Source organism: Streptomyces sp. HUAS MS02, from assembly GCF_055702265.1.
In genome coordinates, this window is the sequence record NZ_CM146747.1 from 4298020 (window position 1) to 4312011 (window position 13992).

15 protein-coding genes and 1 pseudogene are annotated in these 13992 nt (G+C 72.1%); 5 read left to right on the forward strand and 11 right to left on the reverse strand.

Features of this window, described 5'->3' with window-relative positions; translation table 11 throughout:
- Nucleotides 1-36 precede the first annotated feature (36 nt).
- The 11 genes from ACZ9QC_RS18450 to ACZ9QC_RS18500 form a co-directional block, all read right to left on the reverse strand.
- Nucleotides 37-450, reverse strand: coding sequence for a DUF3151 domain-containing protein (locus tag ACZ9QC_RS18450; RefSeq protein WP_472921113.1), 414 nt, complete (start codon nt 448-450; stop codon nt 37-39).
- The gene (locus ACZ9QC_RS18455) at nt 447-1925 is read right to left on the reverse strand and encodes an MFS transporter (protein WP_472921114.1); all 1479 of its coding nucleotides are present in this window, start codon (nt 1923-1925) and stop codon (nt 447-449) included. The genes ACZ9QC_RS18450 and ACZ9QC_RS18455 overlap by 4 nt, the downstream gene beginning before the upstream one ends.
- A 73-nt stretch (nt 1926-1998) precedes the next feature.
- Nucleotides 1999-3021: a class II fructose-bisphosphate aldolase gene (gene fbaA, locus ACZ9QC_RS18460; protein ID WP_472921115.1), complete on the reverse strand. Its 1023-nt coding sequence runs from the start codon at nt 3019-3021 to the stop codon at nt 1999-2001.
- A 166-nt stretch (nt 3022-3187) separates the two neighbouring features.
- The gene (gene pyrE, locus ACZ9QC_RS18465) at nt 3188-3742 is read right to left on the reverse strand and encodes an orotate phosphoribosyltransferase (protein WP_472921116.1); all 555 of its coding nucleotides are present in this window, start codon (nt 3740-3742) and stop codon (nt 3188-3190) included.
- 32 nt (nt 3743-3774) lie between these two features.
- Complete coding sequence (locus tag ACZ9QC_RS18470; RefSeq protein WP_472921117.1) at nt 3775-4575, reverse strand: aldose epimerase family protein; 801 nt, start codon at nt 4573-4575, stop codon at nt 3775-3777.
- 186 nt (nt 4576-4761) lie between these two features.
- On the reverse strand, nt 4762-5769 hold the full coding sequence (locus ACZ9QC_RS18475; RefSeq protein ID WP_472921118.1) for an SRPBCC family protein: 1008 nt from the start codon (nt 5767-5769) through the stop codon (nt 4762-4764).
- Nucleotides 5770-5892: 123 nt separating this feature from the next.
- Nucleotides 5893-7533, reverse strand: a complete 1641-nt coding sequence (locus tag ACZ9QC_RS18480) for a polyamine aminopropyltransferase (protein WP_472921119.1) — start codon at nt 7531-7533, stop codon at nt 5893-5895.
- Nucleotides 7534-7841: 308 nt separating this feature from the next.
- The gene (locus ACZ9QC_RS18485) at nt 7842-8363 is read right to left on the reverse strand and encodes a DUF2617 family protein (protein ID WP_230214933.1); all 522 of its coding nucleotides are present in this window, start codon (nt 8361-8363) and stop codon (nt 7842-7844) included.
- A gap of 534 nt (nt 8364-8897) precedes the next feature.
- Nucleotides 8898-9302 (reverse strand): hypothetical protein, encoded by a 405-nt coding sequence (locus ACZ9QC_RS18490; protein ID WP_472921120.1) that lies wholly within the window; start codon nt 9300-9302, stop codon nt 8898-8900.
- A 154-nt stretch (nt 9303-9456) separates the two neighbouring features.
- Entirely contained in the window at nt 9457-9678 is a 222-nt protein-coding gene (locus tag ACZ9QC_RS18495) for a hypothetical protein (RefSeq protein WP_472921121.1), read from the reverse strand.
- Between the two features lie 149 nt (nt 9679-9827).
- On the reverse strand, nt 9828-10064 hold the full coding sequence (locus tag ACZ9QC_RS18500; protein WP_472921122.1) for a hypothetical protein: 237 nt from the start codon (nt 10062-10064) through the stop codon (nt 9828-9830).
- Between the two features lie 253 nt (nt 10065-10317).
- Here ACZ9QC_RS18500 and ACZ9QC_RS18505 point away from each other — a divergent pair, with 253 nt between their 5' ends.
- The 5 genes and pseudogenes from ACZ9QC_RS18505 to ACZ9QC_RS18525 all read left to right on the forward strand — a co-directional run.
- Nucleotides 10318-10776, forward strand: a complete 459-nt coding sequence (locus tag ACZ9QC_RS18505; RefSeq protein WP_472921123.1) for a DUF8189 domain-containing protein — start codon at nt 10318-10320, stop codon at nt 10774-10776.
- A gap of 124 nt (nt 10777-10900) precedes the next feature.
- Complete coding sequence (locus ACZ9QC_RS18510; RefSeq protein WP_472921124.1) at nt 10901-12151, forward strand: pyridoxal phosphate-dependent aminotransferase; 1251 nt, start codon at nt 10901-10903, stop codon at nt 12149-12151.
- Between the two features lie 271 nt (nt 12152-12422).
- Nucleotides 12423-12839, forward strand: a complete 417-nt coding sequence (locus ACZ9QC_RS18515; RefSeq protein ID WP_019524270.1) for a prevent-host-death protein — start codon at nt 12423-12425, stop codon at nt 12837-12839.
- Between the two features lie 98 nt (nt 12840-12937).
- Nucleotides 12938-13261 (forward strand): cytotoxic translational repressor of toxin-antitoxin stability system, encoded by a 324-nt coding sequence (locus ACZ9QC_RS18520; protein WP_472921125.1) that lies wholly within the window; start codon nt 12938-12940, stop codon nt 13259-13261.
- A gap of 121 nt (nt 13262-13382) precedes the next feature.
- Nucleotides 13383-13823, forward strand: a pseudogene (locus tag ACZ9QC_RS18525) (aminotransferase class I/II-fold pyridoxal phosphate-dependent enzyme); the annotation flags it as partial.
- Between the last annotated feature and the right edge of the window lie 169 nt (nt 13824-13992).

Consider the following 13992-nt stretch of genomic DNA (forward strand, 5'->3'; position numbering starts at 1 on the left):
GACGCCCGCTCGGGTCAGTACCCGAACGGCGTCCGCTCAGCTCAGCGTCTGCGCCGCCGTCGGGGAGGAGTCCTTCAGGAACTGGGAGCAGCGCTCGTACTCCTCCTGCTCGCCGATGTCTCCCGCGGCACGGGCGAGGGCGTGCAGGGCGCGCAGGAAGCCACGATTCGGCTCGTGCTCCCAGGGCACGGGGCCGTGGCCCTTCCAGCCGTTGCGGCGCAGGGCGTCCAGGCCGCGGTGGTAGCCCGTACGGGCGTAGGCGTACGACTCCACGACGCTGCCCCGCTCGTAGGCCTCGTCGGCGAGCTGGGCCCAGGCGAGGGACGAGGTGGGGTACTTGGCGGCGACGTCGGCCGGGGGCGTGCCGTTGGCGAGGAGTTCGCGGGGCTCCGGGTCGTCGGGGAGGTGCGTCGGGGGCGGGCCCCCGAGGAGGTTCTGGTGAATCGTCATGGGTTCCAGTCTGGCTCATCCGCCGCCCGGCCCGCCTCCAACGGCGGTGACACCACCCCGCAGTGCGTTCGGCACTCGGGATGGCGGCAGTCCGGCTCCGGGCGGCGGATCGTGGTGAAGGACAGCACCGCGCCCACCACCAGCGTCGCGGCGCAGACGATCATCGCCGTGCCGAACGCGTCGTCGAACTGGCTCGCCGACCGGTACGACTCCGGCCCCATCCCCGCGATCAGCGGCAACGCGGCCACGGCGACCAGGCCGGCCGCACGCGCCGCCGCGTTGTTGATGCCGCTCGCCAGGCCCGCGTGCTCGGTGTCCACGGAGGCCAGGACCGTCGCGGTCAGGGGCGCGACCAGGGTCACCATGCCCAGGCCGAGCACGAGCAGCGCGGGCAGGACGTCGAGGACGTACGACGCGTCCGGCCCCACCCGCAGCGCCAGCAGCATGCCCGCCGCGCACAGCAGCGGGCCGACGGTGAGGGGGATACGGGGGCCGATCCGTTCGCCGAGCGCGCCCGCGCGGGAGGAGAGCAGGAGCATCAGCACCGTGATGGGGAGCAGGGCCGTGCCCGCGCCCAGCGCCGAGTACCCCGACACCACCTGGAGCTGGAGCGCGGCGAGGAAGAAGAAGCCGCCGAAGGCCGCGTACACGCACAGGGTGACCAGGTTGACCGTCGTGAACTGGCGGGAGGCGAAGATCTCCGGCGGCATCATCGGGTCGGGCCGGCCGCGTTCGACGTACACGAAGGCCACGCCCGCCGCGACCCCGGCGACGGCCGAGACGGTCACCACCAGGGAGCCCTCCCCCGCCTCGATCAGGGCGTAGGTCACCAGCGCCAGCGACGCCGCGCCGAGGAAGGCGCCCAGCACGTCGAAACGGTTCTCGTGGGCCCGGCCGTCGCCCGACTCGGGGACGTGCCGGGTGGCCACGGGCACGCAGACGAGCGCCAGGGGGACGTTCAGCAGGAAGACCCAGCGCCAGCCGGGGCCGTCCACCAGCCAGCCGCCCAGGAACGGGCCGACGGCCGCGCCGATGCCGCCGAAGCCGGACCACAGGCCGACGGCCCGCGCGCGGTCGTCGGGGTGGAACGAGGCCTGGATGAGCGCCAGCGAGCCCGGGGTGAGCAGCGCCCCGCCCACGCCCTGCAGCGCGCGGGCCGCGATCAGGACGCCGACGTTCGGTGCGAGACCGCACAGCAGGGACGCCGCGGCGAACCACACCACGCCGATCACGAACACCTTGCGCCGGCCGAAGCGGTCGCCGAGAGCGCCGCCCAGCAGGATCAGACCGGCGAGGGTCAGCATGTAGGCGTTGACGGTCCACTGGAGGGCCGCGAGATCCGCGTCCAGGTCCTCGCCCATCCGGGGCAGGGCGACATTGACGACGGTGGAGTCCAGCAGCGCCATGCTGGAGCCGAGGATCGTGGTGAACAGGATCCACTTGCCCTGGGGCGAGGAGAGCCGGATGTCGGGCATGGGTCCAGGTATACAGCGAGCCCGGCGCCGTGGCGCCGGGCTCGTCGTACGGAACGGGACGGGCGAGCCGCCCTTACTTGATCTTCTGACCCGCCGAACGCAGGTTCTGCGTCGCCTCGACGACACGCGCGGCCATGCTCGCCTCGGCGAGCTTGCCCCAGGTGCGGGGGTCGTAGGTCTTCTTGTTGCCGACCTCGCCGTCGACCTTCAGGACGCCGTCGTAGTTCTTGAACATGTGCGCGGCGACCGGACGCGTGAAGGCGTACTGCGTGTCGGTGTCGATGTTCATCTTGACGACGCCGTTCTCCAGGGCGGTGCGGATCTCCTCCTCCGTGGAGCCCGAGCCGCCGTGGAAGACGAAGTCGAACGGGGACTCCTTGCCGAAGCGGGCGGCCACGCCCTCGTTCAGCTCCTTGAGGAGGTCGGGGCGCAGGACGACGTTGCCCGGCTTGTAGACGCCGTGGACGTTGCCGAAGGAGGCGGCCAGCAGGTAGCGGCCCTTCTCGCCCAGGCCGAGCGCCTCGGCGGTGCGGATCGCGTCGTCGACCGTCGTGTAGAGGGAGTCGTTGATCTCGTGGGAGACGCCGTCCTCCTCGCCACCGGTCGGGGTGATCTCGACCTCCAGGATGATCTTCGCGGCGGCGGCGCGGGCGAGGAGTTCCTGGGCGATGGAGAGGTTGTCGGCGAGGGTCTCGGCCGAGCCGTCCCACATGTGCGACTGGAACAGCGGGTTGCGACCGGACTTGACGCGCTCCTCCGACACCGCCAGCAGCGGACGTACGTAGCCGTCCAGCTTGTCCTTCGGGCAGTGGTCGGTGTGCAGGGCGACCGTGACGGGGTACTTCTCGGCCACGATGTGCGCGAACTCGGCGAGGGCGACGGCGCCCGTCACCATGTCCTTGCTGTACTGACCGCCCAGGAACTCGGCTCCGCCGGTCGAGATCTGGACGATGCCGTCGCTCTCCGCCTCCGCGAAGCCCCGCAGCGCGGCGTGCAGCGTCTGGGTCGAGGTCACGTTGATGGCCGGGTAGGCGAACTTGCCTGCCTTCGCCCGGTCGAGCATCTCGTTGTAGACCTCGGGGGTTGCGATGGGCATGGTCCGCTCCTTGTATGTGCGGGTGGCGTTGTGCTTACGGTCCCTGACCTAGGGTTGCGACGTCATCGTCGGCCCCATCCTTCCAGACGGGACCCGATGCTCCGGCCAGGGTGTCCGGAACTGGTCGGTAACCGCTGACCTTGGTGTTCCTCCCGGCGAGTCGGCCTCAGTCGAGACCCAGTTCGTCCTTCGAGAACGCGAACCGGTACGGGACTCCGGCGCCCTCCTCGATCTTCTCGGCGGCACCGGTGGCTCGGTCGACGATGGTGGCGACGGCGACGACCTCGGCACCGGCCTCGCGGACGGCCTCGACGGCGGTGAGCGGGGAGCCGCCGGTGGTGGAGGTGTCCTCGACGACGAGGACGCGACGGCCCTTGATGTCGGGGCCCTCCACCCGGCGCTGCATGCCGTGCGCCTTGGCGGCCTTGCGGACGACGAACGCGTCCAGCCTGCGGCCCCGGGCGGCGGCCGCGTGCAGCATCGCGCCGGCGACCGGGTCGGCGCCCATCGTGAGACCGCCGACGGCGTCGAAGTCGAGGTCGGCGGTCAGGTCGAGCAGGACCTGACCGACCAGCGGGGCGGCCTCGCCGTCGAGGGTGACGCGGCGCAGGTCGACGTAGTAGTCCGCCTCCAGACCCGACGACAGGGTCACCTTGCCGTGCACCACGGCCTTGTCCTTGATCTGCTGCAGCAGAGATCCACGTACGTCCACGTCAGTCATGCCAGTCAGCTTAAGGGGGCCCTTATGTCCGCTTACAGGCGACGCCAGGTCCAGGTCGTGCTCGCCTCCAGCGGGTCGATGGGGGTGACCAGCCGGGGGTGGGTGTTGAGGCCGTTCGGCGGACCGGTCTGCGGTTCGACGCACACGGCCTCGGCCTGCTCGTCGTAGACCACGACCCACTCCTCGCGCGAGGTCACCTTCAGTTCCAGCCGGTCCGGCCAGGTGAGGGTGACGTCGACGCCGCCGGGCATGCCGAAGCAGTCGTCCCAGGGGCCGGGTTCGGGGTCGACGCGGTTGCCGGTGGGGAGGTGGTCGGCCCCGCGCTCCTCCTGCCAGGCGGGGTGGAAGTCGATCCGTACGTCCGCGTCCTCGCCGCCGCCGTCCAGGTTCCGGTTGAACCAGGGGTGCCAGCCGACCTGCGCCGGGAAGGAGGAGTCGTACGCCTCCACGGACGTGGTGAGGGTGAGGGCGTCCGGGGTGAGGGTGAACACCTGGGTGACGCGGCCGGGGTAGGGCCAGGGGTCGACCAGGTCGTAGGTGAGGACGGCCTCGGTGGCGTCGTGACGGGCGACGCGCCAGGCGCCCTCGCGGGTGGTGCCGTGGATGGCGTTGGGCGGGGCGTTGAGGGGCATCTGCTGGACGGTGCCGCCGCTGAGGAACCGGCCGTCGCGGATGCGGCCGCACCACGGCACCATCGGGAAGCAGCCGAACCGCTCGCCCTGCCGCAGCAGTTCGACCCCACCGACGCGCAGCCCCGCGACCCGGCCACCGTTCCCCGGCGCCAACACGACCTCCGCGTCACCCGCGGCCAACGTGATCTCTTCACTACTCACGCCTCGACCCTACTGGTCGACGGGACGGGGGACTTACGGGACGACGGGGAGAGCCGGTGGGGCGCCGCTCGGGTGTGAGGGGGCGAGCAGGAAGTGGCCGGGCCCCGAGGGCCGGCGACACAGCCGGCGCCGACGGCAGGACCGGGCCCGGGGTACGAGGAATGGGCAGAGCCCGGCGGCGTGCGGTCAGCGGCGTTTGCGCAAGGCTCGGCTCACGATGATCGCCGACGCCACGGCCAGGGCCGCCGCCGGAGCCGCCCAGCGGAGCGCGGCGCTCGCGGAGACCGTTTCCGGGGCCGGGACCGGGGCGTATCTGCCGCGTGGTGGGGCGTGGTCCACCTCCTCCGCGCTGCGGCCGATCATCGTCCTGCGGGCGTGCGCCGCCTCGGCCGGGGGTTCGTCCCCGGCGACGAAGCCGCCCTCGCCGAAGGGGTCCAGAGCCGGGGGTGGGACGTCGGTCTCGAAGACGGAGGCCGACGGCTCAGCCTCAGCTGAGACCGGGGGTTCTTCGTCGGCGGAGACCGGGGGTTCCTCGTCGGGGGCGGGCGGGGGCTTCTCGTCGGTGGAAGCCGGGGACGCCTCGTCGGCGGTGGCACCGGGCTCGCCTTCGGCCTCGGGCTTGGCCTTGGCCTCGGGCTTGGCCTTCGCCCCGTCCTTGGTCTTGGGTGCGGTCGGCTGCTCTTCCTCGGCCGGGGCCGGGGGCTCCTCGTGGTCGTCCCGGTCGGCGGAGGCTTCGCCTTCGGATGCTTTCGGTGTTTTCTCGGCCGCCGGCCCCGCCGCCGCCCCCAGGTTCTCCGCGAACCTGTCCAGCAGACGGGTCGTCGCCGAGGTCACCGAGTCGGACGGGAGGTCGGTGATGCGGCCGGTCGCGGTGGCCGTGGCCGCGCAGCTCAGGGTGGTGCCCTCGGGGGCCGGGGCGAGGCGGAGGGTCAGGGTGAGTTTCACGGTGCCGGAGCCCCGGACCTCGGCGGCGTCCCCCTCCACGACGTAGGAGCCGTCCTCCTGCGGCGTGACACGCAGGGTGCCCCGGTAGGTGATGGTGTGCCCCGCGACCCGTACCTTCAGGCGCCCGGCGACCGGCGGCGTGCCCGCGTCCTGCTGGAGCCCGGGGACCGCTCGGGCCACCCGCTCGGGGTCGGACAGCGCCTCCCGGAGGCGGCCGACGGGAACCGGAACGAACACCTCATGCTCCATGGCAGTCGAGCCTACCCACGAGGCCCCGCACCGCACCCGTACATACGCGTTATTGCTCGTGTTCCGCCCACGCGGCCCCACACGCCCCACCACCCCCACCGCCCCCTCCACCCCGGCCACGGCTCAGCCCGCGTACCTCGGGTGCACCAGCGTCGACGGCGGCAGGTCCCGTACCCCGTCGGAGGCGCTGAGCCGCGTCGCCCCAGTGCCCAGCGCCGGGCCCGGACGGCGGCCGTCATTGGGCGAGGGACGGGTCGCCAGGACGAAGCCCCAGTCGTGCGGGGCGCGGGAGGTGTGGGCCGTACGGTCGGGGCGGGTGACGAAACCGGGATCGGCGGCCGTGACCCCGTAGGGCGTGGTGCGCAGCCCGGCGGCGCGCACGGTCGCGTCGACGGTCCAGAACACCTGCCGCCGGGACGCCACCGGCCCGGCGTGCACCACCATGCGCCCGTCGACCGCCAGGACCTCGCGGGCCAGCCCGTAGAACTCCTGTGAGTAGAGCTTGGTGCTCGCGGTGATCCCGGGGTCGGGAAGGTCCGAGATCACGACGTCGTACGGCTCGGTCGGCCGGGCGCCGCGCAGCCAGCCGAAGGAGTCCTCCGTGTGGACGCGTACCCGGTCGTCGTCGTGGGCATGGCCGTTCAGCGCGGAGAGCGCCGGGTCCGTGCGGGCCAGGCGCACCACGCCCGGGTCGATCTCGACGATGTCCACATGGCGTACGCCGTCGTGGCGGAGCACCTCGCGGGCGGCCAGGCCGTCACCGCCGCCGAGGACGAGGACGCGGGCGTGCGGTCCGGCGTTCATCGCGGGGTGGACGAGGGCCCGGTGGTAGCGGTGTTCGTCGTTGCCGCTGATGCGCAGCCGGCCGTCGAGGTAGAGGGAGAACCGGCGGCCGTCCCGGCCACCGGTGAGGACGACCTCCTGCCGGCCGGTCTGGAGCGCGACCCGGACGTCCTTGCCGTACACCGCGCGCCGGGCGGCACGCTCGAAGTCGTCCACGTGTACGGCGGCGGTGGCGAGGAGGCCGAGGACGGCGAGGTTGGTGACCAGCAGCAGCCAGCGGGCGCGGCGGGTCAGGTCGCGGTGGAACAGACCGAGGACGAGCGCGCCGCCGACCAGGACGTTGACGGTGCCGGTGAGTAGGCCACCGGTCAACTGGCCCAGCCAGGGCAGCAGGAGGAAGGGGAAGGCGAGGCCGCCGACGAGCGCGCCCACGTAGTCGGCCGCGAACAGGTCGGCGACCGCGCAGCCCGCGTCCTGGCGGCGGATGCGCTGGATCAGCTCCATCAGCAGCGGGACCTCGGCGCCGATGAGCACGCCGATGGCCAGGGAGAAGGCGACGAGGAGGTAGCGGGAGCCGCTCGCCCACATGCCGCCCCAGTCGCCGGTCCAGGCGAACGCGGCGTACAGCGCGAGGGCGCTGCAGCCGCCGACGAGGGCGAGGGCGGCTTCGATGGCGCAGAAACCGAGGGCGGCGCGGGGGCGGAGGCGTTTGGCGGCGAGGGAGCCGATGCCCATGGCGAAGACCATGACCGAGAGGACCACGGAGGCCTGGGTGACGGAGTCGCCGATCAAGTACGAGGCTAGGGCGACGAGTTCGAGTTCGTACACCAGTCCGCAGGCGGCGCAGACGAAGACGCCGGCGAGGACGAGGAAGCGGCCGAGTCCCGGGCGGACCGGGAGCCACGCCTGGGCACCCGGGCCGCCGTTGCCGCGCCAGGGGGGAGGGGCGCCGGGGGGTGCGGGGGCGTGCGGCTCGATCACTCCTGGCACGCTACCGTCACGGTCACGCTGCGCTGGGTCACCCACACGGGTGGTCTGCGACGCTTGGCCGGGTGCCTAATAGCTCGGGGGTTCGGGTGGGTGGGCGGCCGCGGGTGCGTGGGGCTTCTCGCGCAGTTCCCCGCGCCCCTGAAAAGCGGGGGCTGCGCCCCCGGCTTTTCGGACCCGCAGCCCCCGGCTCTTCAGGCCCGCAGGGCCTGATCTTTTAGGGGCGCGGGGAACTGCGCGAGACGCCCCACCGGAGCCGCACCCGCCGACGAACCCGCACCCCCGAGCTATCAGGCACCCCGTCACAGCGCCGCAGGCACCCGCACCCCCACCCGCGTTCTCGTGGCCACCAGTTGCCCGTCCTGCGGATACGCGTGCCACGTACGCCAGTGCACCTGTCCCTCGTGGCGCTGCGCCAGCATCGCCGTGAAGGCGTGCGGGCTGCCGGGGAAGACCCCGGCCAGCCCATGGGGATGGTCGGAGACGAGCGCCAGGAGTTCCTGGGCCCGGCCCGCGAAGGACCCAGGCGACAAGACCTCGACGCGCGCGGCGAATTCGTACTCCCAGTCGCCCACACGTTTGGCCACCCCGAGCGGGAGCGGCGTGCTGGATCCCGGGATGCACGCGACCGTCTCCGAACAGTGGCTCCCCCGCTCCTCCTCCAGGAGAACCTGGTGGGACGCGCCGAGCAGCCTCAACTGCAGCTTCGCACCGGTGAGTTCGAGATCGAGCGTGGCGAGCGCGGGCAGCGGCTCGCGCCCCAGCGCCCAGGCGAGGTCGGCCGCGCGCGTGTCGGTGTAGGCGGTGTTCAGGGTCGTGAGCATGGGTCGGCTCCGCAGCGACGCAAAGAGAAGAGGAGGTGGGTCCGGCGCACCCCGGTCGGCACCGGGAGCTGAGGCCCGGTCAGCCAGGTCACGTGAGGACGACGTCCCGGTCGGTCCGGTCAGCCAGGTCAGGCCTGCCGGGAGGGACGTCCGGGGGCTGCGTTGGCGATTTATAGGGAATCATGAACTGTGGCGCCACCACAGCGTTTTTACCCAACTTGACGTGCTTTCCATCCCCCCGAGGGCTGCCCAGCTCAACTGTTCAACCAGGCGTACGCCCCGTCGGTCGACGCGCTCCCCGCGCGCCCACCGGGCCGGGCGCGCGAACTCGGGGGAGCGCCTGCCGGACAACCGGGCCCACCCGGCGTACTCAGGCGTGAAGAAGCGCCGCATCGGTGCGCCTGCCCCCTCGTGCCGGACCTACACACCCGGACCTGGACACCCGGACCTGAACACGCAGACCGGGACACGCGAGCGCCCGCCGGGAGGTTCGTCCCGGCGGGCGCTCGTGTCGTGGAGCTCGGCTGCCCCGTGTCAGCTGCCTCCACCGCATCCGCCCCCGCCGCCACCTCCGCAGGAGGACCCGCCACCGCAGGACGAGCCACTACTGCTTCCGCACGAGGAACCACTGCTGCTGCCGCAGGACGAGCCACCACCACCGGACGACGAACCACGGTCGTCGCTGGAGGAGTGGGACGATCCCGAGTCGCCGGCGGTCGCCGCACCGAGCACCCACCAGCTGTTGTCGGAGCTGCTGTGGTGGGCGCCGCTGCCTCTGCGGCCGCCGCGGTACGCGCCGCCGCCCCGGGCGGACGTCCGACGGCGCCCTGCCGCCGTACGAGCCGCGTTCGCCCTGCCGCGGTTGACGGCCACGCCGACCACCGTCGTCACACAGACCACCGCCAGGATGATGCCGCCGATCACCACGATCGCGTTCATGGCGTCACCCCTCCCCTCTTGTCCTGTAGTCCCCCGAAGCGACCCCCATGGGTGCCTCGCTCAATGTCGTTGCCGCGCTTCGCTCGTGGGCGCTGTTGCCGCACTTCGCTCGTGGGCGATGTCGCCCAACTTCCTTCGTGGCGCTGTCGCGCGGTCAGCTGCCGCCACCGCAGCCGCCGCCCCCTCCGCAGGAGGACCCTCCGCCGCAGGACGAACCGCTCCCGCACGACGAACCGCTGGACGACGAACCCCCGGACGAGCCCCCGCCCGCCCACCAGCTGCCGCGCCGGCCGCGTCGCCGCGAACTCCTGACGACTCCGACGACGATGGCCAGACCGATGGCGCTGAGCACCAGGATGAGACCGACTTCCGCCATGGCCCACCCTCCCCTCTTCCTTGCTTGTGTCCCCCGAAGCGACCCCCCGTGGGTGCCTCGCTCACTTGCGTGTGGCGGGGATGCCCCCGCCGGTGACCGCTCAAAGCCGAGTTGAGCAAGTCCAGAGCTTCGCGCGCGGCGGCACGTCCTCAGCTGCCGCCACCGCAGCCGCCGCCACCGCCGCCTCCCCCGCCGCAGGACGACCCGCCGCCGCACGACGAGCCGCCGCCGCAGAAGAACCAGCTGCCTCCCCCGGACGACCGGTGGGACGACCCGCCGTCCGCCCACCAGCTGCGACGGCGGCTGCGCCGCGCGCCTCGGCCGAGCGACGACAGCACACCGATCAGGGCCACCGCGCCCAGGAAGAGAATGAAGAAGCCATCCATGACGGCACCCGCCTTTCGTTCCCCCGTACGAACCCCCCGTGGGCCGTGCGTGACGTGGGGATGCCCGGGCGTCTCACCGGTCAAAGACGAGTTGAGCAAGTTCAGAGGGTTCTCTCGGGTCAACACCTCCTGACCTGCGCAGACATGCAGCTCGGGGGTCGTCCGACTTGCGGTTCCGGGTGGCCGCACGAACGCTGGAGCCGAGGGGAGGGACATGAACGCTGTCTGGGCGTTGAGAAGGGAGTCGGATCATATGTCTGTTCGAAGCATGACGTCGGCGCGGCTCACGGACGGTCGTCCGCAGGTGTTCGCGGGGAGCAACCACGGGCTGTTCACCCGCTGGAAGGTCAGTGAGCACCCGGACGCCGGCTGGACCGACTGGCAGCCGTTCGCCTTCGACCACGGCCGCGTGGTGTCGCTCGCCGCGGCCCCGCTCACGGACGAACGGCCGCAGATCTTCGCCGTGTCCGAAACCGGCGAGCTGTGGAGCACCTGGAAGGTGACGACCGACGCGAGCGCCGCCTGGGCCGACTGGACGAAGTTCAACGGCCTGCCGGGGTCGGCCCGCAGTGTGGGTGTGGCCACCCTGACGGACGGCCGTCCGCAGATCGTGGTCGGCACCGACAACGGTTCGGTGTCGTCGTGGAAGGTGAGCACCCACCCCGACGACGCCTGGTCCGAGTGGTCCTCCTTCGACGGTCCGCCCGCCTGATCCCGGGCAGCACGGCGCCCGGCCGGGGTTTCCCGGCCGGGCGGCGCGTGGCCGGCGCGTGGGGCGACACCTCGGGCGCCACACTCCGAACGCGGGTTGAGGAACTCCGGAGCTTCGGCGCAGGATGGCGGCCATGACCTCCAGCGCCAACCCCGCCCCCGCCCCCCGCCCCGCGCTCAACCGGCGGCTCGCCGAGTTCGGGACCACGATCTTCGCCGAGATGTCGGCGCTCGCCCTGCGGACCGGGTCGATCAACCTCGGGCAGGGCTTCCCGGACACGGACGGCCCCGAGGAGATCCGCGAGGCCGCCGTACGGGCACTGCGGGACGGCCGGGGCAACCAGTACCCGCCGGGTCCCGGGGTGCCCGAGCTACGGGCCGCGATCGTCGACCACCAGCGGCGCCGGTACGGACTGACGTTCGACCCGGACACCGAGGTGCTGGTCACCGCCGGTGCCACGGAGGCCATCGCGGCCGCGCTGCTCGGGCTGCTGGAGCCGGGGGACGAGGTGGTCGCCCTGGAGCCGTACTACGACTCGTACGCGGCCTGCATCGCGATGGCGGGCGGGACGCGCGTACCGGTGACGCTGCGGCCGTCCGATGAACAGGGACAGGGCGAGGGGCCCGGCGACGAGGGCGGGGGCCGGCGGTTCCGGCTGGACCTCGACGAGCTGCGGGACGCCGTCACCGACCGGACGCGGCTGCTGCTGATCAACACGCCGCACAATCCGACCGGGACGGTCCTCACCCGCCAGGAGCTGACGGCGATCGCCGAGCTGGCGGTGGAGCGGAACCTGCTGGTGGTGACGGACGAGGTCTACGAGCACCTGGTCTTCGACGACGCCGAGCACCTGCCGCTGGCGACGTTCCCGGGGATGCGAGAGCGGACGGTCACCATCGGCTCGGCGGGCAAGACGTTCTCGTTCACCGGGTGGAAGGTGGGCTGGGCCAGCGGCGCCCCCGATCTCGTCGCCGCCGTCCGCTCGGCCAAGCAGTACCTGACGTACGTCAGCGCCGGCCCGTTCCAGTACGCGATCGCCGAAGCCCTGCGGCTGCCGGACTCGTACTTCGACGACTTCCGCGCCGACCTCCACCGCAAGCGCGACCTGCTCGGCGACGGCCTGCGCGCGGCCGGCTTCGAGGTCTACCAGCCCCAGGGCACGTACTTCATCACCACCGACATCACCCCCTTCGGCCAGAAGGACGCCTACGCCTTCTGCCGCGCCCTCCCCGAACGCTGCGGCGTCGTCGCCATCCCCAACTCCGTCTTCTACGACGACCCCGACGCCGGCCGCAGCCAGGTCCGCTTCACCTTCTGCAAGAGGGACGAGATTCTCGACGAAGCCACGAGCCGCCTGCAGCATCTCGCGTCCTGAATGAGGTCGGGCCGGCCACCTACCTGTTGGTATTGCCGTTGTGCGGTTGGTCCTGGGCGGTTGCTCCTGGGCGGCCTCTCGCGTGGATCTCACCGCCGCCGCGAGGCCGTCCGAGGTCAGCGGACGCTGCGCCGGGACGAGGCGGACGACAGGAGGCTCTGGAGCAATCCCGCCTCCAGCGACCGCACCCCTCCGTCACGTACGTGAAGTACTTGACGTACGTGACGGAGGGGTGCACGCTGGGAAGGCCGGACGATCGAGGAGGCAGGTCATGGCCGCTGTGCATTACGAGAGCTACACCCAGGCGCGCGCACACCTGAAGGACCTCCTCGACGCGGCCGACGAGGGACGGGTGGCGACCGTACGCCGTGACTCCGGGCGCTCGGCAGTCGTGGACGTGGAGCGGCTGCGCCACTATCTGTCGCTGGTGTGCCCCTCAAAGGCGGAGGTGGTCGCCGAGGCGGGCGGCTGGTCCGTCTTTCTGCCAGGCCTGCCGCTGGCCGCCGACGGGGCTACCTTCGACGAAGCCATAGGGGAGATGGTCCAGGTCCTTCGCGAGTATGCCGAGGACTGGCAGGACAGGCTGCGGACCGCACCCAACCACGCGGACAACTGGGGCCTGGTGCAGCTGATCGCTCTCAGTGACGACGGACAGTTGCGCGACTGGCTGGTGGGTGCTCCACGGTGACCTGGCCCCAGCCCGACCGCGAGAATCATGACCGTTTCTGCCGTGCCGAGAAGTGGGAACGCGTTCGGGACGCCCGCGGGCGCACCGGTACCCATCACGTGACCTACGAACTCACCCTGCACGACGGCCGGGTCCTGCGTACCAGAATCTCGCACCCGGTGGACCGCACCGCGTACGGCGCCGCGATGTGGCGACACACCCTGCGGGACCAACTGGACGTCACCGAGGACGAGTTCTGGGCCTGCGCCCAGCACGGCGAACTGCCTGACCGAGGTGCCCCCGAGCCGCCGAGCGAGGCCCTTCCCGCGGACCTGGTGCATCTGCTCATCCACCGTGTGGGCGTCGGCGAGGACACCGTGGCCGGGATGACCAAGGACGAGGCGGTCGCGCGACTCCAGAAGTACTGGACGGACGGGAGCTGAGCCCCCGTCCTGATCGCACAGTGCCGCTACCACTACGAAAGCTGACAGGACTCGGGGTCGGGCACAGTGCCCTCCTCGCGACCTGCCCCGCACCGCACACGAATAGGTGTGCGAACAGGGAGTGGGCTGGGTGACGGCCGCGCCCGAGCTGGTGACGGCGGTGCGCTCGGCGAAGCAGTACCTCACCTATGTGGCGTCCGGGCCGTTCCAGTACGCCGTCGCCGAGGCCCTCGCCCTGCCGGACAGCTACTTCGACGCGTTCCGAGCGGACATGCCGGCCAAGCGCGACCTGCTGTCGGCGGGAGTCGCGGACGCCGGGTTCGGCGTGTTCCGCACGGTCGGCACCTACTTCATCACCACCGACATCCGCCCCCTGGGCGAGAGGGACGGCTTCGCCTTCTGCCGCGCGCTGCCCGAGCGCGCGGGCGTGGTCGCCATCCCGAACGCCGTCTTCTACGACCACCGGGAGGCCGGCGCCCCGTTCGTACGGTTCGCGTTCTGCAAGCGCACCGAGGTGCTGACAGACGCGACGGAACGGCTACGCAAGGCATTCGCGGGCTGACCGCCGCCCTGCGGGACCGGTCAGGATCGCGGCCTGCTTCACGACCGGCAACCGGCTGGACCTGAGCGCCGCCGGGTGCGCCCTGCCGAGCCGTAGTGCTCCGCGGGGTCGGCCCATTCCGGTCCGCGGGTGCGTGAGGGCCGCTGCTCGCGCACCCGCGGCGGAGCGC

Coding starts and splice junctions, on each gene's coding strand:
- ACZ9QC_RS18450 (WP_472921113.1), bottom strand. CDS start 450: ATGACGATTCACCAGAACCTCCTCGGGGGCCCGCCCCCGACGCACCTC.
- ACZ9QC_RS18455 (WP_472921114.1), bottom strand. CDS start 1,925: ATGCCCGACATCCGGCTCTCCTCGCCCCAGGGCAAGTGGATCCTGTTC.
- fbaA (WP_472921115.1), bottom strand. CDS start 3,021: ATGCCCATCGCAACCCCCGAGGTCTACAACGAGATGCTCGACCGGGCG.
- pyrE (WP_472921116.1), bottom strand. CDS start 3,742: ATGACTGACGTGGACGTACGTGGATCTCTGCTGCAGCAGATCAAGGAC.
- ACZ9QC_RS18475 (WP_472921118.1), bottom strand. CDS start 5,769: ATGGAGCATGAGGTGTTCGTTCCGGTTCCCGTCGGCCGCCTCCGGGAG.
- ACZ9QC_RS18485 (WP_230214933.1), bottom strand. CDS start 8,363: ATGCTCACGACCCTGAACACCGCCTACACCGACACGCGCGCGGCCGAC.
- ACZ9QC_RS18490 (WP_472921120.1), bottom strand. CDS start 9,302: ATGAACGCGATCGTGGTGATCGGCGGCATCATCCTGGCGGTGGTCTGT.
- ACZ9QC_RS18495 (WP_472921121.1), bottom strand. CDS start 9,678: ATGGCGGAAGTCGGTCTCATCCTGGTGCTCAGCGCCATCGGTCTGGCC.
- ACZ9QC_RS18500 (WP_472921122.1), bottom strand. CDS start 10,064: ATGGATGGCTTCTTCATTCTCTTCCTGGGCGCGGTGGCCCTGATCGGT.
- ACZ9QC_RS18505 (WP_472921123.1), top strand. CDS start 10,318: ATGTCTGTTCGAAGCATGACGTCGGCGCGGCTCACGGACGGTCGTCCG.
- ACZ9QC_RS18510 (WP_472921124.1), top strand. CDS start 10,901: ATGGCGGCCATGACCTCCAGCGCCAACCCCGCCCCCGCCCCCCGCCCC.
- ACZ9QC_RS18515 (WP_019524270.1), top strand. CDS start 12,423: ATGGCCGCTGTGCATTACGAGAGCTACACCCAGGCGCGCGCACACCTG.